The following is a 20,658-nucleotide window of genomic DNA, read 5'->3' on the forward strand; positions in this document are numbered from 1 at the left end:
GCTATAACTTGGGAGAGGCAAGGAGAGATCTCCTTGCCTTCGTGCTTTTCCGGGCCCGCTGGAATTCGTCCGTCTCCGTCGAAAGCGGCTGTCACGCTGCGACGTCGACCTTCTCCCGCACGAGAGGGACCTGGACCGAGCCGTCGGGCACCTGCCGGTCGGCCGGCGTCGGCGTCTGACCCTGGCGCTGCTGGTGGCCCGCCCGCCTCACCTGCTGGTGCTCGACGAACCCACTCGCCGACTGCATTTGGAACCGGATCATGAGTGAGGTGCGAGGACCCGGGCGCCGAGCCGTGATGACGGTCACTCTTGGCCGACCCGACACCGCCTGAAGCGGTGACGCCTCCTGCCTTGCCGAGGTGTCACTACCGGGAGGCGACCACGCCGGAGTGAGCCCGGACCTACAGACCCAAGTCGAGCGCGAGGCACGCGTAGTACCTCCACGAGCCCTCGGGGTCGTAGGCGTTCACCCCGCCACGCGGCGCGGCCTCGACCTCTTCGGCCATGTCGGCGACGCGGATGCGCTCGGGGAGCTTGCCGTACCGCGCCTGCCGTGTGGCTGCGGCGCCGTCCCTGGTCGGTTCCCTGTCCATGACCGGTCTCCCCTCCGGAATCACACTGTCACCTTGGACGAACACCAGCATGCACTCCCACTCGTCACCGGTCAAGCAGGTGACGAATTGCTCCATGAATGCGTGCGCCATGAACGACGCGTGGCCGGAAAGGGCAACGCCCTTTCCGGCCACGCCGACGTGCAGGATCAACCGCGCCTGGGCAAACGCCAGTTCGGGCGCGGGAAGTGACAGGTGTACCCCTCCGGATAACGCTGGAGGTAGTCTTGGTGCTCCGGCTCGGCCTCCCAGAACGCACCGGCCGGCACGACCTCGGTCACCACCGGGCCCGGCCACAGGCCGGACGCCTCGACATCGGCGATGGTGTCCAGCGCGACGCGCTGCTGCTCGTCGTCGAGGTAGAAGATGGCGGACCGGTAGCTCTCACCGATGTCGTTGCCCTGCCGGTTCCGGGTGGTCGGGTCGTGGATCTGGAAGAAGTACTCCAGGATCGCGCGGTAGTCGGTGGCGGTCGGGTCGAAGACGATCTCGATCGACTCCGCATGCCTTCCGTGGTCACGGTAGGTGGCGTGGGGCTTGTCGTTGTCGCCGCTGTAACCGACCCGGGTACGGATCACTCCGGGAAGCGACCGGATCAGCTCCTGCATGCCCCAGAAGCAACCACCCGCCAGCAGCGCCCTCTCCTCGACATCACTCATGGCGCATCACCTTTCTTGCCCGTATTCGTCCATACTCGCCTGCAGTCACCATTTTGGCAGGTGACGACCCGAGCTGTCACCGCCATGCACCGCCAGGTCGAGAACGTCACCGCTCTCAGCCGCACCCGGCCGACTGACTTCGTCGGCGGCGCACAGGCCGGAAACCGGCGGATGGCCGAGAATCTCAGGACGAGCACGGGAGGGAAAGCGGTCCGGTCGATCCGATATGCGCCAATGTCATCTTCTCGCACCGGGAAAGCAACCCACGACGTCCGGCCCGCACCGCCACCCCGGCAAGCACCGACTGCCTGGGACAACGCGACCTCCATCACGCCTTCATATTTTCCACACGACTCCGTCACGTAACGAACACTTCCGGCCGCGTGACGAGCCGCGCCCTCCCGAGGGGGCAGACGGTGCGCCCGGCCCCTGCCTAGCCTCCCAGGCCATGCGATCACCCCTGATGAGACGTTTCGGCCTCGGCGCCGTCCTCGCCCTCGCCCTCGCCGTGTTCGGCCTGGCCCCCAGCGCGAGCGCGGCGGCAGCGCCGGCGGAGCTGACCTTCACCACCGACAGCACGACCACCACGCCCGGCGGCTCGGTCAAGCTGTCGATGACCCTCACCAACAACAACACCCAGGACGTCTGGTTCGTGTACCAGACGATCGAGCCGACGTGGCTGACCACGCAGCGCCCCGACCTCAAGTACAGCTTCTCCGGGTGCAGCCTCACCACCGCGAGCGGCCCCGCCGCCTGCTCCGGCACCGGCCCTGCCAACCTCGGCGGCAACTACGGCGCCACCATTCCGCCCGGCCAGAGCCGCACGGTCACCCTGACCCTGGACGTCGCCGCCGACTCCGGCTGCAACGGCAACATCGGCTTCTACTCGTACTTCTACACCGAGTTCAGCGACTCCACCAACGTCAGCGGCGGGCCGGTCTACACGCCCGTGACCCGAGTCCTCTGCGCCTGACGTTCCGTCCGGGAGCCGGCGGCCGTGACCTGAAAGTTTCGCTGTCCAGGTATCGGCGCCGGTCTGGACCACTGGCACTCCGACCGGCGGGTCCCACAGGCCCGCCGGTGCGCCGTACAGGGCCCGGACCAGCATGCCGGGCTCTCGCGCCCGCCGGGTCCGGACTCACCCGGCAGCACGGAACGGACCGTTTCGCTTTCGGAACCGCGCCGTCGGACACCTGCGCTTTTCCGTCATGTTCCGCAACATGACCGCGAAATCTCCACACAGACATCACTATGTGACGCGAACGGATGCGTGACGAACTGGCTTCTGAGGGGGACGCCGGCGGCGCGCAAGGGGGTGTCCGCTCCACAGGAGCCGTGCTCACCCCTGCCCGGGGAGGGGACCTCACCGCATGAAGCGGACCTTTCGCACCACCGTACTCACGGTGAGTGCGCTCATCGCCGCACTGGGCCTGCCGGCCGGCGCGGCGCACGCCGACACCACGCCCCGCATCGATCTGCGGGTGCTGGTGGTGAGCGACGGCGGCCCGTCGACCGACGCGATAGCCGCCGAACTGGCGGCGGCCGGAACGCCGTACACCCGGATCGACCTCACCCAGGCCGGCCGGGCCGTGATCGACCCCGATTTCCTCGCGGACACCGTCGACGGCAGGCCGCGCGCCAAGTTCCAGGCCGTGGTGCTGCCCAACGACAACCCGTTCCCGGCCGGCTCCGCCGAGATGGCGGCGCTCGCGGCGTACGAGCGGACGTACGGCGTTCCCCAGGTCGACGCCTACACCTACGCGCGTCCGGAAGCCGGTCTGCAGTACCCGGTTCTCGGGGGTTACTCCGGCAGCATGGACGGCAAGCGGGCGGAGGTGACGGCCGCCGGCAAGGCCGGCCCCTTCGGCTACCTCGACGGGGCGGTGCCCTTCGAGGACAACGACCCGGCCATCGGCGAGAGTTACGCCTACCTGTCCAAGCCCGTGGCGGGGGCCGACTTCACCCCGCTCGTCGAGGCGACGATTCCCGGGCGGACGGCCAAGGGCACACTGGTGGGTGAGTACCGGCACGACGGGCGGCGCGAGCTGGTCGTCACCTTCGTCTACAACCAGTACCAGCAGCAGTTCAGGCTTCTGGCCCGCGGCATCGTGGAGTGGATGACCGGCGGGGTGCACCTAGGCGCCTCACGGAACTACTTCTCCGTCCACGTGGACGACGTGTTCGCCGCCGACGACCGCTGGAACAGCCAGCTCAACTGCACCCCCGGCGACGTCGACTGCCAGGACCCCGACGCGACGCCCGACCCGATCCGGATGACGCCCGCCGACGTCGACCGCGCCGTCGACTGGCAGAAGGACGAGAACTTCACCCTCGACTTCGCCTACAACGGCGCCGGCAGCGCCGACCATCGCGAGGACAACAACGGTGCCGACCCGCTCGCCGACCGGCTGATCGCACGGCGGGGTGAGTTCCGCTGGATCAACCACACCTACTCGCACCCCTTCCTCGGCTGTGTGCAGGACACCACGGTGGTGCCGTGGAAGTGCGCGACCAATGCCGACGGCAGCACCCGGTGGATGAGCCGCAACGACATCTCCGACGAGATCGCCGGCAACCGGGTCTGGGGCGAGAGAGCCGGACTTCCGCTGGTGCACGACGAGTTGGTCACCGGCGAACACTCGGGCATGAAGGTGCTGCCGCAGCAGCCACAGGACAACCCCAACCTGGCGCTCGCCCTTGACGACAACGACATCGCCTGGCTCGGCTCCGACAACTCCCGTGAGCCCGACCAGCGTCAGGTCGGTCCGGCCACGACCGTGCCCCGCTATCCGATGAACGTCTTCTACAACGCCGGCCGGGCGGCCGAGCAGGTCGACGAGTACAACTGGATCTACACCAGCCGCGCCCAGGGCGGCAGCGGCATTTGCGAGGACAACCCGGCCACCACCACCTGTCTGCCGGCGCCGCTGAACCCGGCCACCGGTTACGCCGACCACATCGTCCCGCTGGAGACCCGGATCGCCCTCGGGCACGTCCTGGCCAACGACCCCAAGCCCCACTTCATCCACCAGTCGAACCTTGCCGAGGACCGCATCGCCTACCCGGTGCTCAACGGCGTCCTGGACGGCTACGAGGCACTGTTCGCCGAGAACACGCCCGTGGTGAACCCGCGGATGAAGGACATCGGCGTCGAGCTCCGGCGCCGGGCCGACTGGCAGGGCGCACTCCGGGCAGGGGAGATCACCGCCTACCGCATCGGTACCACGGTGACCGTCGACGCGCCGAACGGGCTGGCGGTCACCGCGACCCTGCCCACCGGCACGACGCTGTCGGGGACCGCGTTCGGCGAGGCGTACGCCGGGGCCGTTTCCGGATGGACGCCCGCCACGGGTACACCGCTCGCCCTCACTCTGCCGGCGTCCGCCGCGGCTCCGGCCACCGGCAACGCGGCAAAGCCCGCCCCGGCCACCGGCACCGCACCGCGAACCCGTGTCCCCGCGGGCGTCACCGACCCCGTGGGTCACACCACAGACGGCTGAACGGCGCATCCACCCCAGACCGACCGAAGGTCCTGGCCGCTCCGCGGCGGCCGGGACCGGCCCGAACCACCCCACTCCTCGGCCGTGGAGCACATCGATGCCCGTTCCCCAGGGCGCGCGACCTACCGGAGCGACGCGCGTCACCCTGCTCACCGAAGGCACCTATCCGCACAGCCACGGAGGCGTCAGCGTCTGGTGCGACCAGCTCGTCCAGGGCATGCCCGACCTCGCCTTCGACGTCATCGCCGTCACCGGCACCGGACGTGAGCCGGTCGTATGGGACCTGCCCGCACACGTCTCCCATGTGCTGTCCGTCCCCATGTGGGGCGCACCGCCCGAGGGCCGCCCGCCCCGGGGCAGGTCCCGCAACCGACTCGCCGCCGCCTACGAGCGGTTCCTGACCGCGCTGCTCGATCCGCGCGCCGAGGAGGGGTTCGCGCCCGCCCTCTACGTGCTGGCACGGGCCGCGTCGGACGGGACGCTGAGCCCCTTCCTGCGCGGAGATGGGGCGATCGCGATCCTCACCGCGCTGTGGGCCCGTCCCGGTCTCGCCGTACGCGAGGCACAGCCCACCCTGCACGACGCACTCACCGCGACCGCCCTGCTGGAGCACGCCCTGCGCCCGCTGGCCGCCCCGGCTCCCGAGACGGGGGTCGCACACGCGGTCAGCGGCGGCGTCGCCGTCCTGCCCGGACTCGCCGCCCTCGAACGCCACGGCGTCCCGCTGCTGCTGACCGAACACGGGGTCTACCTCCGGGAGCGCTACCTCGGCTACCGCACCGCGCCCTACCGCTGGCCGGTGAAGGCCGTGATCCTCGGGTTCTTCCGGCTGCTCGCCCACGAGAGCTACCGCCGGGCCGCCCTGATCACGCCCGGCAACCGCTACAACCGGCTGTGGGAGGAGGAGGGCGGCGCCGACCCGGAGTCGATCCGCACGGTCTACAACGGCGTCGATCCCGCCGCGTTCCCGGCGGCCGGGCCCGAGCCGGACGTCCCCACCCTCAGCTGGGCGGGCCGCGTCGACCCCATCAAGGACCTGGAGACTCTCATCCGGGCCTTCGCCCTGGTCCGTGCCGAACTCCCGCAGGCGCGACTGCGGTTGTTCGGCGGGACGCCTCGGGGCGGAGAGGCCTACCGCGAACGCTGCGAAGCTCTGGCCGCCGAACTGGGACACGCCGACGCCGTCACCTTCGAAGGCCGCGTCGACGACATCAAGGACGCCTACGCCGCCGGGAACGTCGTGATGCTCTCCAGCATCAGCGAAGGCTTCCCCTTCACCCTGATCGAGGCCATGTCCTGCGGCCGGGCGACCGTCTCCACCGACGTGGGCGGGGTACGCGAAGCCGTCGGGGACACCGGCCTCGTGGTGCCTCCGCGCGATCCGCAGGCGATGGCGACGGCAGCGCTGGAGCTGCTGGGCGACGCCGGGCGGCGCAGGGCCATGGGTGAGGCGGCCCGGCTGCGGGTCATCGAGCAGTTCACCCTCCGGCAGACCATTGACACGTTTCGGTCCGTCTATCTGGAACTGGCCCACCCCGAACAGGAGCCGACGGCCATGACCACCAAGGTCAGGATCTCCGCCCCCGCCGTCCACGGCACCGGAAGCCTCGCCCTGTGAGCGGGCCGATATCCCTCGAACCCGGAGGCTCCGAACAGGACACGCTGGCCATCCGGCTGGCCGGCACCCGCCCGCCCCGCCGCCGGCCACGCTGGGCACTGGACGACGCCACGCTCGCCATCCGGCTCCCCCGCAGCGGGCCCGACGAGCAGGCGGTCAGTGAGCTCGCCGCCGAGCTCGCCGACCGCATAGGGCCCGCCGTCCATCCCTACGAGGTCGCCGCGCTGCTGGAGGCGGAGGGACTGTCCGCCTCCCTGATCAACGAACGCTACGGTCACCCGAATCTGTTCTCCCTCGCCTCCGCCCTCTACGAGCGGGTGCCCCGCACGTTCCCCGAACCCGCCCCGGCGGCCGACCCCTGGCGCCCCGACACCGTGCGCTGTCTGCTGCGGGGCGTGCTGTTCGCCCTGCCGGGGCTCGCCTACCTGCTGGCCGCACCCCTGTGGGACGCCGGCGGGTACGCCCCCGCCCTCATCGTGGCCGGACTCGTGTCCTGGGCATGGGGCCAGGCACTCGGGCACCGCGCGCACCTGCGGATGACGGCCGGACTCCGGGAGGCCGGCCGAACCCTCCTGGCAGGCGCGCCCGTGGGGGCGGCCGTGGCCACGGCGGTCGCCGCGCTGCCCGCCGGCGGCGGACCGGTGACCCTGGTGGCCGCCGCGCAGTCAGCGTATCTGGCGGCCGCCGGTGTCCTGCTGGTGCTGGGCCGGGAACGGCTGCTGCTGGGCGCGCTCAGCCCGCTGCTCGCCGGTGCGGCCGCCCTGCCGTGGTGGGAGCCCGGCCCCGTACTCCGGGCCGGGCTGCCCCTGCTGGCGCTGCTCGCCACCCTCGCCGTCACCGGGTGGGTCCTGCGGGGCGCCCTCGCCGTCCCGGCCGCCGTCGGCGCGACCCGGCCGCGTCTGCTGTGGTCACTGCCGTACGGCCTGTTCGGCCTGGCCGCCGGGGTGCTGGTGCTGCTGGAGGGGCGGGAGGAGCCGTACGCGGTGATCGTACTGACGCTGAGCATGGGGCCGGCGGAGTGGCTGCTGTACCGCTACCGGGGGCTGTCGGTCGCCGCGCTGCGCGCCACCGCCACACCCACCGGGTTCCTGCTGCGTTCGGCCGGCATCCTCGGCCTCTGCCTGCTCGTGTATCTCGCGCCGCTGCTGCCCGCGGCCCTGCTCACGGGGGCCGATCCGGTCGCCCTGCTGCTGCTCGCGGCCGTCCTGTGGACGGCACTGCTGCTCCAGGCGTTCGGGGCGGCCTGGCCGTCGGCCGGCATCTGCCTGGCGGCGGCCGGTGGTGCGGGAGCGGTCGTTCTGTTCCATCTGCCACCGGGCGCCACCCTGGCCCTGCCGCTCGGCTGCGGCGCCGCCGCCCTGTGCCTGTCGGCGTGCGCACTGTGGCTGCTCGGCCGGCCCGCACCGCACGCCTGAGTCCTGCGTCCCACTTCCCGCCTCACATCCCACCCATCCGAAGGGACACCGCAGTTGACCTCCGCACCGCTCGCCGCCGTCACCGGAGCCGAGGGCTTCATCGGCTCGCACCTCACCGAGGCGCTGGTCGCCTCCGGACACCGGGTCCGGGCCATGGCCCAGTACAACTCCTTCTCCTCCTACGGCTGGCTGGAGACCCTGCACCCGGACGTCCTGGACCAGGTGGAGATCGTCCTCGGGGACGTCCGCGACCCCGGCTCCGTCCGCGGCCTCCTCGAGGGCGCCGGCACCGCCTACCACCTGGCCGCCCTGATCGCGATCCCGTACTCCTACCAGGCCCCGCACAGCTACGTGGACACCAACGTCACCGGCACCCTCAACGTGCTGGAGGCCGTGCGCGCCCTCGGCACGCCCCGGCTGGTGCACACCTCCACCAGCGAGACGTACGGCACCGCGCAAACCGTGCCCATCACCGAGGACCATCCCATCAACACCCAGTCGCCGTACGCCGCTTCGAAGGCGGGCGGGGACCGGCTGGCCGACAGCTACCACGCCAGTTTCGACACCCCGGTCGTCACGCTGCGGCCCTTCAACACCTTCGGGCCGCGCCAGTCGATGCGCGCGGTCATCCCCACCGTCATCGGGCAGGTCGCGGCGGGAGAACGCACGATCACCCTGGGCGATCTGCGCCCCACCCGGGACTTCACCTTCGTCAAGGACACCGCGCAGGCCTTCCTCGCCGTCGGCACCGCGCCCGCCGAGCGGGTCGTGGGCCGTACCTTCAACGCCGGAACCGGCGGGGAGATCTCGGTCGGCGACCTGGTCGCGCTGATCGGCAAGGTGATGGACACCGCCCTCGACGTCCGCGAGGACACCGCCCGCATCCGCCCCGCCAACTCCGAGGTGATGCGGCTGGTCGCGGACGCGAGCCGGCTCGGGGCGGCGACCGGCTGGCAGCCCGCGCACTCCCTGGAGGAAGGCCTCGCGTCCACCGTGGAGTTCTTCCGCGACCCGGCCAACCTCGCCCGGTACAAGACCGGCATCTACAACATCTGACACCGCACAGCGGATCTCGTCCGTCACGTCTGGCACGTCCACGAAGCGTTCACGAAGGAGGAGCCCCATGCACGCAGTGATCCTGGCGGGAGGCAAGGGCGTCCGGCTGCGGCCCTACACCACCGCACTGCCCAAGCCGCTCGTGCCCATCGGCGACCAGCACGCCATCCTGGAGATCGTGCTGCGCCAGCTGTCCACGGCCGGCTTCACCAGCTGCACCATCGCCATCGGCCACCTCGGCCAGATCATCCGCGCCTACGTCGGCGACGGCTCCCAGTGGGGCCTGACCGTCGACTACGCCACCGAGGACAGCCCGCTGGGCACCATGGGACCGCTGCTCAACCTGCGCCACCGGCTGCCCGAGACGTTCCTGGTGATGAACGGCGACGTCCTCACCGACCTCGATTACGCCGACGTCCTGCGCCGGCACCGCGCGTCCGGGGCCCCGCTGACCATCGCCACGTACGCTCGCAAGGTGCACATCGACTTCGGGGTGCTGACCACCGACTCCAGCAAGGTCGTCGCGTTCACCGAGAAGCCGAGCATGGACTACCGCGTCTCCATGGGCGTCTACGGCCTGTCCCGCAGCACCCTGGACGGCTACACGGCCGGACTCCCCCTGGGCTTCGACGAGTTGGTGCTCGACCTGCTCAAGACCGACAACCAGCCGCACGCCTACGACTTCGACGGGTACTGGCTGGACATCGGACGCCCGGACGACTACGACCGGGCCAACGCCGAGTTCACCACCCGCAAGTCGCTGCTGCTCAAGGGAGCCTGAGCACGTCATGCGCATTCTCGTCCTGGGCTTCACCGGCTATCTCGGCGCTCATGTCGTCGAGCGGCTGCGCGCCCTGCCGGGCGCGCTGGTGATCGGCGGTGGCCGGTCGGCGGGCGCCGACTTCGACGTCGATCTCGCCCGTGTCCGTCCGGAGCGGCTGGCCAAGACCCTCGCGTCGGCCGCGCCCGACACCGTCGTCAACTGCGCGGGCGCGACCGGCGGTGACGCCGTCACCCTCGCCGAGGTCAACGCCCGCGGTCCCGCGGTGCTGTGTGCCGCCCTGCGCGAGGCGGCGCCCGCGGCCCGCGTGGTACATCTCGGCTCGGCCGCCGAGTACGGTCCGGGCACGCCCGACGTCCCGGTGACGGAGTCGGCGCCCACCCGCCCGGTCGGTCCGTACGGTGCGACCAAGCTCGCGGGCACGGCCGCGGTGACCGCTTCGGGCCTGGACGCCGTGGTGCTGCGGGTGGGCAATCCGGTGGGGCCCGGAGCTCCGCCCACCGGACTGCCCGGGCGGATCGCCGCACTGCTGCGCGAGGCGGGCTCCGGTCCGGAGGCGGTGCTGCGGCTCGGCGATCTGTCCGCCCACCGCGACTTCGTCGACGTACGCGATGTGGCGCGGGCGGTGGTGCTCGCCGCCACGGCGCCGGGCCCCTTGCCGCCCGTGCTGAACATCGGCGGGGGTGGTGCCGTCCCGGTGCGCGACCTGGTCCGGCGTCTGGCCGGGCTGGCCGGCTTCCGGGGCCGTATCGAAGAGGGCGCGGCAAGCACGGCGGGTTCGGGCCGCTCGGCGCAGGTGTCGTGGCAGTGCAGCGACATCACCGCGGCCGAGCAGGCCCTCGGCTGGCGTCCGGCGCACTCCCTCGGCGACGCGCTGACCGCGCTGTGGGAAGGCGGCCGCACGCCGTGAGTCTGCTGATTCCGCTGTACGTCCATCCGTCCGAGGACCCGGGAGCCTGGCACCGCCTGATCACCGCCGCGGCCCACACCTACGGTGTCGTACTCAATCCGGCGAGCGGGCCGGGCGACGTGCCAGACCCGGCGTTCACCGCGGCGGCGGGTGCGCTGCGCGCCGCGGGGGCGCGGCTGCTGGGCTACGTCGACACCGACTACGGGGTGCGCGAGCCCGCGGACGTCGCCGAGGACGTGCGCCGGCACCGGGAGTGGTACGCGGCGGACGGCTGTTTCCTGGACCGGGTGACGGCGACCGCGGACGGGCTGCCCGCCTGCCGCAGACTGGTGCGGGCGGTGCGCAGGCTGGGTGCGGGGACGGTCGTCCTCAACCCCGGGGTCCATCCGGCGCCGGGGTACGCCCGTCTCGCCGACCTGACCGTCACCTTCGAGGGCCACTGGTCGACGTACGTCTCGGCCTTCAGCCGGCCGGCGTGGACCGCGCGGCACCCACCCGAGCGGCTGTGCCACCTCGTCTACGGCGTGCCCGAGGCCCTCGTTCCCCTCGCCGTGCGCACCGCGCACGAGCGCGGAGCGGCGGTCTGCGGTCCGGTGACCGGCGAACCGCCCAACCCCTGGAACCGGTTGACACCCGCGCTCACCGGGGCGGGGCGATGAGCAGACCGGCGGTGTGGTGCGCGGCTCTGCTGACCGCGGTGGCGGCCGCGGCGCTGACGAGCTGTTCCGCAAGCGCCGAGCGGCCCGCCGACGGGCACGGGACGCCGTCACCCGCTCGGGCCGTGTGGAAGCCCCGTCCGGGCCTCGCCTGGCAGTGGCAGCTCGACGGCAAGGTGGACGCGTCGGCTGATGTGCCGGTCTACGACATCGACGGCTTCGAGAACTCCGCAGCGGACGTGGCCCGGCTGCACCGCGCGGGAAGGAAGGTCATCTGTTATGTCAACGTCGGCGCGTGGGAGGACTTCCGGCCGGACCGGGGCGCTTTCCCGCGCTCGGTGCTCGGCAAGCCCAACGGGTGGTCGGGCGAGCGGTGGCTGGACATCCGGCGGCTGACCGTTCTGCGACCGATCATGGAACGCCGTTTCGACATGTGCCGAGACAAGGGCTTCGACGCGGTGGAACCCGATCTGGTGGAGGGCTACGGAAATGACACCGGTTTTCCGCTGACCGCACGCGACCAGCTCAGGTACAACAAGATGATCGCGGCCATCGCTCATGAGCGGGGGCTGTCGGTGGGGCTGAAGAACGACCTCCCTCAAATTCCGCAGCTGGTGGGCGATTTCGACTTCGCGGTCAACGAGGAGTGCGCGCAGTACGACGAGTGCGGCGAACTCTCCCCGTTCATCGCGGCGGGCAAGGCGGTGTTCCATGTGGAGTACGCGGAGCCGCGGAGCGCCTTCTGTGCCGAGTCCCGCCGACTGGGGTTTTCGTCGATGCGGAAGAAGCCGGAACTCGGGGTGTGGCGGAGCTCCTGCTGAGCGTGTTGCATGATCAGAGCATGTCGAATCCCGCAGCATTCCGTGATCAGTCGAACTGGTCCGGCGGTTACTACGAACTGGCCATCGAGGTCGGATCGACCGCTGACGCCGACATACAGGCGCTTTTGAGCGCTGTGTGGTCGGCGGCGGATGTGCGGGGCTCGTTCGCGTTCACCGATCGTGAGCCCGAGGAGCAGGAGCCGGTGCCGTGCACGGTTGCCTCCCTCACGGAGTACGGCCACCTTCACGGAAGGGTCCGCCTGCCCACGGGCCAACTGGTCGTGTGCGGTTGCGTCGCGATCCGCGGGGGTGACGACAGCAGCGACTGGCTGGACTTCTACATCCCCGACGGCGCACTGGACAACGCGGGGATCGCCCACTGGGACGGCCGGCCGTTCTTCAGGTCTGCGGTCATGGACGACTGGCTCGCGGCCATCGGGACGGGGGTCTTCGCTCGGGTGCCGTTCAGCCTCGGCGTGATCGGCTGGGAGGTCTCCGGATGCACCGATGCGGCAACACTGGCGGGCAGGCTGCCGAAGGAGCGCTCGATCGGATACCTGCTTCCGCGCGAGGGAGGCCTGCAGTACGGGGCGGCCAACGGCTGAGCAAAGCCTGACGGCTCCTCCCTCGTGAGAGAGAGGAGCCGTCGGAATGTGTTCAGAGGCGTTCGCCCTTTACGGGGTCAGGCGTGCCGATGCGAGTGCCGGTTGCCGGTGACGACGCGGTAGAGGGCGAGCAGGATGAGGGAGCCGACGATCGCGGCGATCCATGTGGAGAGTTCGAAGAACCCGTCGATGGAGTCCACTCCGAAGATGACCTTGCCGAGCCAGCCGCCGAGCAGACCGCCGACGATACCGATGAGCATCGTGACGATGATGCCACCGGGGTCCTTGCCCGGCATCAGAGCCTTGGCGATAGCGCCGGCGAGCAGCCCGATGATGATCCAAGCAATGATGCCCATGGTGCGTCTCCGCTTCGTCGTATAAGGATTCTGTTAAGTCATCGGGTACGCCGATCCCGCGTGGCCAAACCTCTCCTTCCGATAACGGCTCTCCCGGCCCTCGTGCGAGGCGAGTTGCCGGGCGGCTCGGCGAGAGCGGGAAGGATCGAAGGCGGCCACTTCGCGAACGGCGTCGACGAGCACGGTGAGTTGGGCGGCGTCGCGGCCCCGGTGAGCTCAGGTGAGGGCGGCGACCAGCAGGGCGAAGGCGGCGACGATGACGGCGACGCGGACGTAGTGGAAGCGGTCCCAGCGGTTCATCTGCTCCTTCCAGTCGGCGGGCCGGTTGTCAGGGGTCCACGTCTTGCCCTGATTGTTGATCGGGACGAGCAGCAGAAGCGACATGATCACGCTGAGGATCAGCAGCGCGCCGGCGGCGACGACGAGGCCGGCGCCCTGGTGGTGCCATCCGGCGACGGCCCAGATGCCGACGAGGACGAGTGAACCGATGTACCAGACCGGCATCACGGCGCCGAGCATCCGGCCCCCGTGGGCGCGGCCGAGTTGGCCGCTGTCCTCCGGGAGGGCGTCGAGGATCCGGTTGATGACGAAGGCGACGGAGAACTCCACCCCCACCATCAGGCCGACGGCCACGGTGGTGAAGACCTCGAGTGCGTTGAGCATGATGACCCCTCCTGGCATCTAGCATTGCTAGCTGATGAGGCAACGCTAGACCTACTGTCGCTCGATTGTCTAGCGATGCTAGGATTCGGACCATGTCCGTACAGGAACGCAAGCAGCGCGAACGGGCGGAGCGCGAGCGCCTCATCGTGGCGACAGCCCGCGAACTGGCCGAGCAGCAGGGATGGGACGCGGTAACCACCCGTCGGCTCGCCGAGCGCATCGAATACAGCCAGCCCGTCCTCTACAGCCACTTCCGCGGCAAACGCGAGATCATCGGCGCCGTCGCCCTCGAGGGCGCCGCCGAGATGGCCGCGGCGATGCGTGCCGCGGCCCTCGGAGCGAACAGCCCGCGCGAGCGGGTCGCCGCTCTCGCCCGCGCCTACCTCGACTTCGCCACACACAACCCGGCCGTCTACGACGCCCTGTTCCAACTAGACGGTGGCCTGGCCTTCGCGCAGGAGGACACCCCGGAGCCGTTGAAGGACGCCTTCGCCGCGCTGCTGGAGAGCCTGGGCGAGGTCGCCGGGGACGGCGTGGACCCGGGACTCTTCACCGAAGTGTTCTGGGCGTCCCTGCACGGCATGGCGACCCTGACCCGGGCGGGACGGCTGCCGCCGGAGATCATCGAGCCGAGGGTGGAGCTGCTGGTGGACCGGCTCGCCGTGCTCTGACACACCACCCCGGACGCGGTTGCGGCCACGGGGCTCGACGCTCGGGACGCCTCGTCGTAGGGGTCCAGGGCCGCTGTTCCGTACCCTGACGGCATGCGCATGCGTCCCACCCTGAGCTGGACCCCTGCGGAGGACCTGCCGCCGGGCAGCACGGATCCCGAGCCGGTCGTCGAAGCGCTGCGCAGCGGCGGGGTGCTGGTGCTCAGCGGCGCGGGCATCTCCACGGAGTCGGGCATCCCCGACTACCGGGGCGAGGGAGGGAGCCTGAGCCGGCACACTCCGATGACCTACCAGGACTTCACCGCGGCCGCCCAGGCCCGGCGCCGGTACTGGGCACGCAGCCACCTCGGCTGGCGGACCTTCGGCCGGGCTCGCCCCAATGCCGGGCACCGGGCCGTCGCGGCCTTCGGACGGCGCGGCCTCCTCTCAGGGGTCGTCACCCAGAATGTGGACGGCCTCCACCAGGCCGCCGGCAGCGAGGACGTCGTGGAACTGCACGGGTCCCTGGCCCGGGTCGTCTGTCTCTCCTGCGGCGCCCACAGCCAGCGCCGCGAACTCGCCGTGCGGCTCGAGGAGGCCAACCCGGGGTTCGAGCCCGTGGCCGCCGGAATCAACCCCGACGGGGACGCCGACCTCACGGACGACCAGGTCGCGGGCTTCCGCGTGGTTCCCTGCGCGGCATGCGGTGGCATCCTCAAACCGGACGTCGTGTTCTTCGGCGAAGCCGTTCCGCCGCAGCGGGTCGAGCACTGCCGCGAGTTGGTCCGTGCGGCGACCTCGCTGCTGGTCCTGGGCTCCTCCCTGACCGTGATGTCCGGACTCCGCTTCGTCCGCCAGGCGGCCCGGTCCGGGAAGCCGGTACTGATCGTCAACCGGGATCAGACCCGCGGCGACCAGCACGCCCTCACCAGGGTCTCACTCCCTTTGGGCTCGGCTCTGAGCTCCGTCTCGCTGCGGCTGGGCATCCCCGTCGACTGAGTGGAGACCGTGGGGGGCGCCCCCGTGACCGGGCTTGATCGCACGTGCTGCGGCGTCAGCCGAGCCGGCGCCGGAGGGCCGCGGCCAGGGCCGGCCCGCTGCCGCCGCCCTGCCTGAGGCGTCCTCCTACGCCGTCGGAGTGCGGGAACCACCCGTTCGGCTGCGGGCCGGCTCCACGAGAAGCGTCTCCTTCTCCCACGCCTGTCGCAGGGCGTCCTCGGCGGAGGCGCCCCGGGACCAGGCCGCCTCGTACTCCTCCGGTTCCAGTGATGCGCGGACCCGCCTCTCGGCGGCGCGGTGCGCCTCGTGGAACGGGCGCAGGCCGGTCAACGCCACGCCCGTGTCCCGACGCATGCGGTGGGCGGCGACCAGGAGCCACGCCGCCCGGGCGCAGTCGCCGGTGGCCGCCACCGCCCAGGCCCGCGAGCCTCAGTGCGAGCCCGACGACGTGCTCCATCATGTGCTCGGAGTTGTCCAGGACGAGCAGGAGACGGCAGTCCCGCAGATGGCTGACCATGGCGTCCACGGCAGGGCGCGCCGACTGGTCGCGCAGTCCGAGCACCTCCGACACGGTCCGGTCGAGGAGGTCCGCGTCGCTCAGTGGAGCGAGGTCGGCGAGCCGGATCCCGTCGGCGAAGGACGGGGCCGCCTCGGTGGCGACCCGCAGGGCAAGCCGCGTCTTGCCGACCCCGCCCACACCGGTGAGGGTGACGAGCCGGGCCGTCCCCAGCAGGCGCCGCGCATCGGCCACTTGTGTCTCGCGCCTACGAACGACGTCATCTCCACCGGCAGATCGACGTCCCTGGACGGTGAGGCCGTCGGCACCGCCCTTGCCTCGATCAGGTCCGGGGTGGCTGTCAGCAGCCGCCGGTGGACCCGCCGCAGCCCGGCCCCGGGCGCGACGCCCAGCTCGTCGGCGAGCAACGCGGTGACGTCGCGGTAGCTCTCCAGCGCCTCCCCCTGCCGTGCGCAGTGGAAGAGCGCCAGCATCCGCTGGGCCCAGAAGTTCTCGCGCAGCGGGTACTCCTGGATGAGGCCCCGCAGTTCCGGCAGTACGTCGGCGGCCCTGCCGAGGGCCAGGTCGGCGTCGATCCGCAACTCCAGTGCGTCCAGGCGCTGTTCGTCGAGTGCCGTGCCGCCACGACGCCCTGGAGAAGGTGCGCGGACAGGTCGGACAGCGGGTCCCCCCGCCACAGCCGAGGGCCTCTCCCAGCAGAGGTGCCGCGCGTGCCGCCACACTCTCTTCGAGAGCCGTGCGGCCCTGCCGGACCAGGGCGGTTAAACGGTGCAGGTCCAGGGCATCCGGCGCGGTCTCGATCACGTAGCCGTGGGGGCGGGTGAGCACGGCTGCACCGCCCGCCGGGCAACCCAGGGCTCGGCGCAGACGCAGGACGTAGGACGAGAACGGCACCCCGGTCGTCACAGCGCCCCACGAGCTGGTCCGGCTCGCGCTTCCCCGAAGGACGTACGGCCTCAGCCACCTGAACCATGTCGGTGACGTCCTGGCTGCCACGGTCGAGGACAAGGAGCGGATCCCGGGCTACCGCCTGATCGAACAGCCCGCGCTTCTGCGCCACTTCCGCTGCAAGCTGGAGCCCGTCCCGTCGTGAGCGCGGAAGCTCGCCTTCCCCTTCGACGGTGTGCGCCGTGTCACACCCTTCAAAAGCCGCCTAAGTTGTCTCCATCACAGCGGAAATGTCCAAATAGCGTCCATGCTCGAACCGGACGTCGACTCCCGAAGTGGGGCGCATCCACATCCTCTTGGGCACGCAGTCCAAAGTGACCCATGACACAGCACGCGTGACATTCTCCCCCTCGGAAGGTGCCCCATCATGGCCGCATACCTCTGCCCGCCAGCCGTGATTCACGGCGAGCACGCCGTGAAGACCAGCGAGATCGTGGCGGAGGTGAGCGACCGGCACCGGGGTGCGGCGTGGGCGCCGCGGATCGACGGCATCGCCGCCAGTACGGGCATCGAGACCCGCGGCTGGATGCTGCCGCTGGAAACCGCCGTCGCGTCCGGCAAGGGCAGTGGTCTGCACGCCGTCGGCATCGAAGCGGCCCAAGAGGCGCTCGCACGCGACGGGTTCGCACAGCAGGACGTGGACCGCGTGATCTCCGCCCTCGAGTCCATACCCGCCCCGCAGACCGTCCAGGAGCGCACGGAGCCCGCCTGGGAGGCCGTGCAGTCCTACGGGGAGCGTGCGGCGCGCGGGGCCCTGCAGACAGCCGGGCTGGATGCCGCGGACGTCGACTGCCTGATCACCAGTCACTCCACCACCCCGGCGCTGCCGGGCCTGGACGTCGCCCTGGCCAACAGGCTGTCGCTGCGCAGCGACGCGATGCTGCTGCCGGCCACACAGTGGGCGTGCATCGCGGGGACACGCTCCCTGGCACTGGCGGCGGAGCTGGTCGCCGCGGACCCCGACCGGGTGGTGCTGGTCGTCGTCTCGGAGGCGCTGAGCACGACCTACCAGCCCGGGGACGACACGCTCGAGTCCTTGATCGTCCGGCTGCTGTTCGCGGACACGGCGGTCGCCGCGGTGGTCACGGGCCGCCGGCGGCCCGAGTCGGTGCTGCGGCTGGACGCGGCCTGGCACCACACGCTGCCCGGCACCCAGGATCTGCACCGTCTGGAGACCCGCGCGGACGGCACCCACTTCGTGATGGACCGGCGTGGGCCGCGTGCCGTACAGGAGACGGTCACCGCGATGTGGGAGTGGCTGCGCACCCGGTACCAGGACGACCCCGACTCCTGGCACCCCGACGTACTGCTCGCGCACCCCGGAGGGACCCGCGTGCTGGAGTACATGGAGCAGACGATGCCCGACGGGTGGCCGTCGGGGCTGCTGGACTACAGCCGGGAGAGCTACACCAGCGGCAACCGCGGAGGCGCGGCGGTGTTCGACATCCTGCGGCGGGCCCATGACGCGGGCCGGCTGAAGGAGGGGCACCGCGCCGTTCTGTACGCGGCGGCACCGGGACTCACCGCGACCGCCCTGGAAGGGCAGTGGCTGTAGGGCACCGGCGGGGGCCGTCCCCTCCGGCGGCGGCCCGGGCGCACGCCCGTCGTGCCCTCGCCGCACTCCCCCGGACCGGCCGCGTCACCTCGCGACTTCCGCCCAGACGACCTTCCCGGTGTCCGTCCACCGCACCCCCCACCGGGTGGTCAGCCGGTGCACGATGCTCAGGCCGCGGCCACCGTTGTCGAGCAGGTCGCCGCGCCTCAGGCGTGGCCTGCCGTTGCCGGTGTCACCCACCTCGCACAGCAGGCCGTGCCCGGACCTGATCAGCCGTACCGTCACCGGTCCGGTGGCGAAGCGCACCGCGTTCGTGACCAGCTCGCTGACCAGCAGCAGCGTCTTGTCCCTGGTGTCGTCCCTGGTACCCCACTGCCTCAGCAGCGCGGCGACCCGCTCGCGGGCGTGGGCGGGGGCATCGCTGCGGGCGGGCAGCCGCCAGGTCGCCGTGTCCCCTTTGCGGTAGCCGATCATCCGTGCGAGCAGCAGGGTCACGTCGTCGCGCTGGGGCGCGGGCGCCAGTGCGGAGACGACGTCCCGTGCCGTCTGCTGCAGGGTGTCCCAGGGGTGGACCGTGGAGACGACGTCCGCCAGCCGGTCGATGCCCTCGTCGATCGAGAGGGCGGGGTCCTCCACCAGCCCGTCGGTGTACAGGGCGAGCACGGAGCCCGGAGGTACGCCGAAGGTGTAGACGTCGAACGGCTCTCGCAGCGCGAACTCGGCGCCCAGGCCGGGGTGAGGGCGGATCGAGAGCGCCCCGGCACGTCCGTCCGGGGAGACCAGGATCGGGGGGAGATGGCCGGCGCTGGACAGCGTCACATGGTGGCCCACCGGGTCGTACAGAGCGATGCAGCAGGTCGAACCCAGGGCGCTGTAGCCGGCCGCCAGCCCGGACTCCGCGTCGTCCAGCAGGGTCACGGTCTCGTCCAGGTGCTCCAGTACCTGGTCGGGCGCGAGCCCCGCGGACAGCAGCGCGCGGGCCTCCATGCTGAGCTGCCCCATGGTCGCGGCGGCTCCCAGACCGTGCCCGACCACGTCACCGACCACCAGCGCGGTCCGGCCGTCGGGCAGCGGGAAACTGTTCACCCAGTCGCCGCCGACGCCGGCGCTGTCGGGAGTGGCGGGCTGGTAGACGCTGGCGATCTCGATGGTGTCGCCGCCGGACCGGGGCAGGAGCCGGCGCTGCAGGGCCAGAACCTGTGTGTGTTCACGCTGGTGCTGGCGGGCCAGGTCCACGTGGTGGGCGGTCCTGGCCACCAGTTCCTGCAGGTCGAACAGCTCGCTGTCGCGGAAGGGGCAGTCCGCCCGCCGCCACACCTCCGCCACGCCCAGGACGACGGGCGGCGCGCCGTCCAGGACCAGGGGGATGCACACCACGCCCGCCGACCGGCCGCCGGGCACCAGGGCACGAACCACGCGGGGGCTGCCGAAGACCCGCTCGACCGCCTGGCGGTCGGGGATGACGACGGTCTGCGGGGCGTCGTCCCGCAGGACCGCCTGCGCCAGCAGACGGCTCGCGTCGCCGGGGAGATCGTCGCCCGGTGTCATGTAACCCTCGGGCCACACCCGGTCCGGGACCAGGGCCGCCCGCCGGAGGTGGATACGCCCCTGGGCCTTTCCGGTGACTCCCTCGCCCGTCCACACGGCGAAGTCGAGGTCGACGGCAGCGACGTCTCCCCAGGCCAGCAGGGACTCCGCCAGCGACTGGGCGGTCTCTCCGATGTCCAGTGACGTGCCGATCGCGGTCTCGGCGGCGTAGAGGTGCAGCCGCCTGGCCATGGCGATCAGGGAGACGGTCAGGCCCTCTTCCGGCGACGCGGCGGGCAGGATGCTCATCGACACGACCAGCTCGGATCCGTCGCGCCGCCGCAGCCGCTGAATGCGGGCGACGTGCGCCTCACCGCTCTCCAGGACCTGTCGCAACCTGCGTGTGACCGTCGGGACGTCGCCCGGCGGCAGGAGATCGACGAACGGATTCCCGGCACCTGCCTCCAGACCCGCGAACACCGGGGCATCGAGGTTGCAGCGGGTGATGAGCAGATCCGTGTCCAGGTTGACCGCGCCGAGAATCTGCTCCTGCTGTCCGGCCGCCGGAGGGTCGGGAACCCGCTGACGGGCGGCACGCTCGCCCCGCGCGTCGGCCGCTGACGCTCCACCTTGCGGGATGTAGCGGCCGAGAGCGCTGCTGACCAGCTCGAACGCCGAGGAGGACGAGGGCGACGGTGTGGAGTCCATGCGGCTCTCTCAGCAATCCCCAGCGCGGTTGCCGGGGTTTTGTCCGGACCCGTGCGGTGGGGCCCCGAGTCCCTGACCGCACACCTCATTGAATAACACCGGG

At 71.3% G+C, this 20,658-nt stretch carries 21 protein-coding genes; 13 read left to right on the forward strand and 8 right to left on the reverse strand.

The annotated features are described in order from the left end of the window. Positions 1-91: 91 nt before the first annotated feature. From ABTX60_RS43230 to msrA, 3 genes are all read right to left on the reverse strand, one after another. Positions 92-247 carry a hypothetical protein gene (locus ABTX60_RS43230; RefSeq protein WP_502992329.1) on the reverse strand — a complete coding sequence of 52 codons (156 nt, stop codon included), beginning with the start codon at positions 245-247 and terminating at the stop codon, positions 92-94. Between the two features lie 154 nt (positions 248-401). Then, entirely contained in the window at positions 402-593 is a 192-nt protein-coding gene (locus ABTX60_RS16030; RefSeq protein WP_352097649.1) for a hypothetical protein, read from the reverse strand. Positions 594-760: 167 nt separating this feature from the next. Continuing rightward, on the reverse strand, positions 761-1,270 hold the full coding sequence (gene msrA / locus ABTX60_RS16035; protein WP_352097650.1) for a peptide-methionine (S)-S-oxide reductase MsrA: 510 nt from the start codon (positions 1,268-1,270) through the stop codon (positions 761-763). A gap of 463 nt (positions 1,271-1,733) precedes the next feature. Between msrA and ABTX60_RS16040 the strand changes: the two genes are divergently transcribed. The 10 genes from ABTX60_RS16040 (at position 1,734) to ABTX60_RS16085 (ending at position 12,632) form a co-directional block, all read left to right on the forward strand. After that, complete coding sequence (locus ABTX60_RS16040; RefSeq protein ID WP_352097651.1) at positions 1,734-2,243, forward strand: hypothetical protein; 510 nt, start codon at positions 1,734-1,736, stop codon at positions 2,241-2,243. Positions 2,244-2,640: 397 nt separating this feature from the next. Then, on the forward strand, positions 2,641-4,770 hold the full coding sequence (locus ABTX60_RS16045; protein WP_352097652.1) for a hypothetical protein: 2,130 nt from the start codon (positions 2,641-2,643) through the stop codon (positions 4,768-4,770). Positions 4,771-4,867: 97 nt separating this feature from the next. Beyond that, positions 4,868-6,388, forward strand: a complete 1,521-nt coding sequence (gene pelF / locus ABTX60_RS16050) for a GT4 family glycosyltransferase PelF (RefSeq protein ID WP_352097653.1) — start codon at positions 4,868-4,870, stop codon at positions 6,386-6,388. Next, a complete protein-coding gene (locus ABTX60_RS16055) occupies positions 6,385-7,803 on the forward strand; it encodes a hypothetical protein (RefSeq protein WP_352097654.1) in 1,419 nt (472 codons plus the stop codon). The genes pelF and ABTX60_RS16055 overlap by 4 nt, the downstream gene beginning before the upstream one ends. A 54-nt stretch (positions 7,804-7,857) precedes the next feature. Next, entirely contained in the window at positions 7,858-8,859 is a 1,002-nt protein-coding gene (locus ABTX60_RS16060) for a GDP-mannose 4,6-dehydratase (RefSeq protein WP_352097655.1), read from the forward strand. Positions 8,860-8,926: 67 nt separating this feature from the next. Further along, positions 8,927-9,640 (forward strand): nucleotidyltransferase family protein, encoded by a 714-nt coding sequence (locus ABTX60_RS16065; protein ID WP_352097656.1) that lies wholly within the window; start codon positions 8,927-8,929, stop codon positions 9,638-9,640. Positions 9,641-9,647: 7 nt separating this feature from the next. Beyond that, positions 9,648-10,550, forward strand: a complete 903-nt coding sequence (locus ABTX60_RS16070) for an NAD-dependent epimerase/dehydratase family protein (RefSeq protein WP_352097657.1) — start codon at positions 9,648-9,650, stop codon at positions 10,548-10,550. Continuing rightward, a complete protein-coding gene (locus ABTX60_RS16075; RefSeq protein WP_352097658.1) occupies positions 10,547-11,209 on the forward strand; it encodes a spherulation-specific family 4 protein in 663 nt (220 codons plus the stop codon). The genes ABTX60_RS16070 and ABTX60_RS16075 overlap by 4 nt, the downstream gene beginning before the upstream one ends. Further along, on the forward strand, positions 11,206-12,027 hold the full coding sequence (locus ABTX60_RS16080; RefSeq protein WP_352097659.1) for an endo alpha-1,4 polygalactosaminidase: 822 nt from the start codon (positions 11,206-11,208) through the stop codon (positions 12,025-12,027). The genes ABTX60_RS16075 and ABTX60_RS16080 overlap by 4 nt, the downstream gene beginning before the upstream one ends. After that, the gene (locus ABTX60_RS16085) at positions 12,009-12,632 is read left to right on the forward strand and encodes a hypothetical protein (protein WP_352097660.1); all 624 of its coding nucleotides are present in this window, start codon (positions 12,009-12,011) and stop codon (positions 12,630-12,632) included. The genes ABTX60_RS16080 and ABTX60_RS16085 overlap by 19 nt, the downstream gene beginning before the upstream one ends. Positions 12,633-12,709: 77 nt before the next feature. On the opposite strand, the gene ABTX60_RS16090 is transcribed toward ABTX60_RS16085, so the two are convergent. After that, positions 12,710-12,988, reverse strand: coding sequence for a GlsB/YeaQ/YmgE family stress response membrane protein (locus ABTX60_RS16090; RefSeq protein ID WP_344456246.1), 279 nt, complete (start codon positions 12,986-12,988; stop codon positions 12,710-12,712). Positions 12,989-13,204: 216 nt separating this feature from the next. Then, positions 13,205-13,651, reverse strand: a complete 447-nt coding sequence (locus ABTX60_RS16095; RefSeq protein WP_352097661.1) for an anthrone oxygenase family protein — start codon at positions 13,649-13,651, stop codon at positions 13,205-13,207. 92 nt (positions 13,652-13,743) lie between these two features. On the opposite strand from ABTX60_RS16095, the gene ABTX60_RS16100 reads away from it, so the two are divergent. After that, complete coding sequence (locus ABTX60_RS16100) at positions 13,744-14,322, forward strand: TetR/AcrR family transcriptional regulator (protein WP_352097662.1); 579 nt, start codon at positions 13,744-13,746, stop codon at positions 14,320-14,322. Positions 14,323-14,415: 93 nt separating this feature from the next. Further along, on the forward strand, positions 14,416-15,300 hold the full coding sequence (locus ABTX60_RS16105; RefSeq protein ID WP_352097663.1) for an NAD-dependent protein deacetylase: 885 nt from the start codon (positions 14,416-14,418) through the stop codon (positions 15,298-15,300). A 126-nt stretch (positions 15,301-15,426) separates the two neighbouring features. Here ABTX60_RS16105 and ABTX60_RS16110 read toward each other — a convergent pair whose 3' ends face one another. Both ABTX60_RS16110 and ABTX60_RS16115 read right to left on the reverse strand, forming a co-directional pair. Continuing rightward, positions 15,427-15,711 carry a hypothetical protein gene (locus ABTX60_RS16110; protein WP_352097664.1) on the reverse strand — a complete coding sequence of 95 codons (285 nt, stop codon included), beginning with the start codon at positions 15,709-15,711 and terminating at the stop codon, positions 15,427-15,429. A 186-nt stretch (positions 15,712-15,897) separates the two neighbouring features. Continuing rightward, a complete protein-coding gene (locus ABTX60_RS16115) occupies positions 15,898-16,539 on the reverse strand; it encodes an AfsR/SARP family transcriptional regulator (protein WP_352097665.1) in 642 nt (213 codons plus the stop codon). Between the two features lie 593 nt (positions 16,540-17,132). Between ABTX60_RS16115 and ABTX60_RS16120 the strand changes: the two genes are divergently transcribed. Continuing rightward, entirely contained in the window at positions 17,133-18,320 is a 1,188-nt protein-coding gene (locus ABTX60_RS16120; RefSeq protein WP_352097666.1) for a beta-ketoacyl-[acyl-carrier-protein] synthase family protein, read from the forward strand. An 84-nt stretch (positions 18,321-18,404) separates the two neighbouring features. On the opposite strand, the gene ABTX60_RS16125 is transcribed toward ABTX60_RS16120, so the two are convergent. After that, positions 18,405-20,555, reverse strand: a complete 2,151-nt coding sequence (locus ABTX60_RS16125; RefSeq protein ID WP_352097667.1) for a SpoIIE family protein phosphatase — start codon at positions 20,553-20,555, stop codon at positions 18,405-18,407. Between the last annotated feature and the right edge of the window lie 103 nt (positions 20,556-20,658).

The sequence above is a fragment of the Streptomyces sp. NPDC126510 genome (genome assembly GCF_040302345.1).
In the GTDB taxonomy this organism is placed as follows: Bacteria; Actinomycetota; Actinomycetes; order Streptomycetales; family Streptomycetaceae; genus Streptomyces.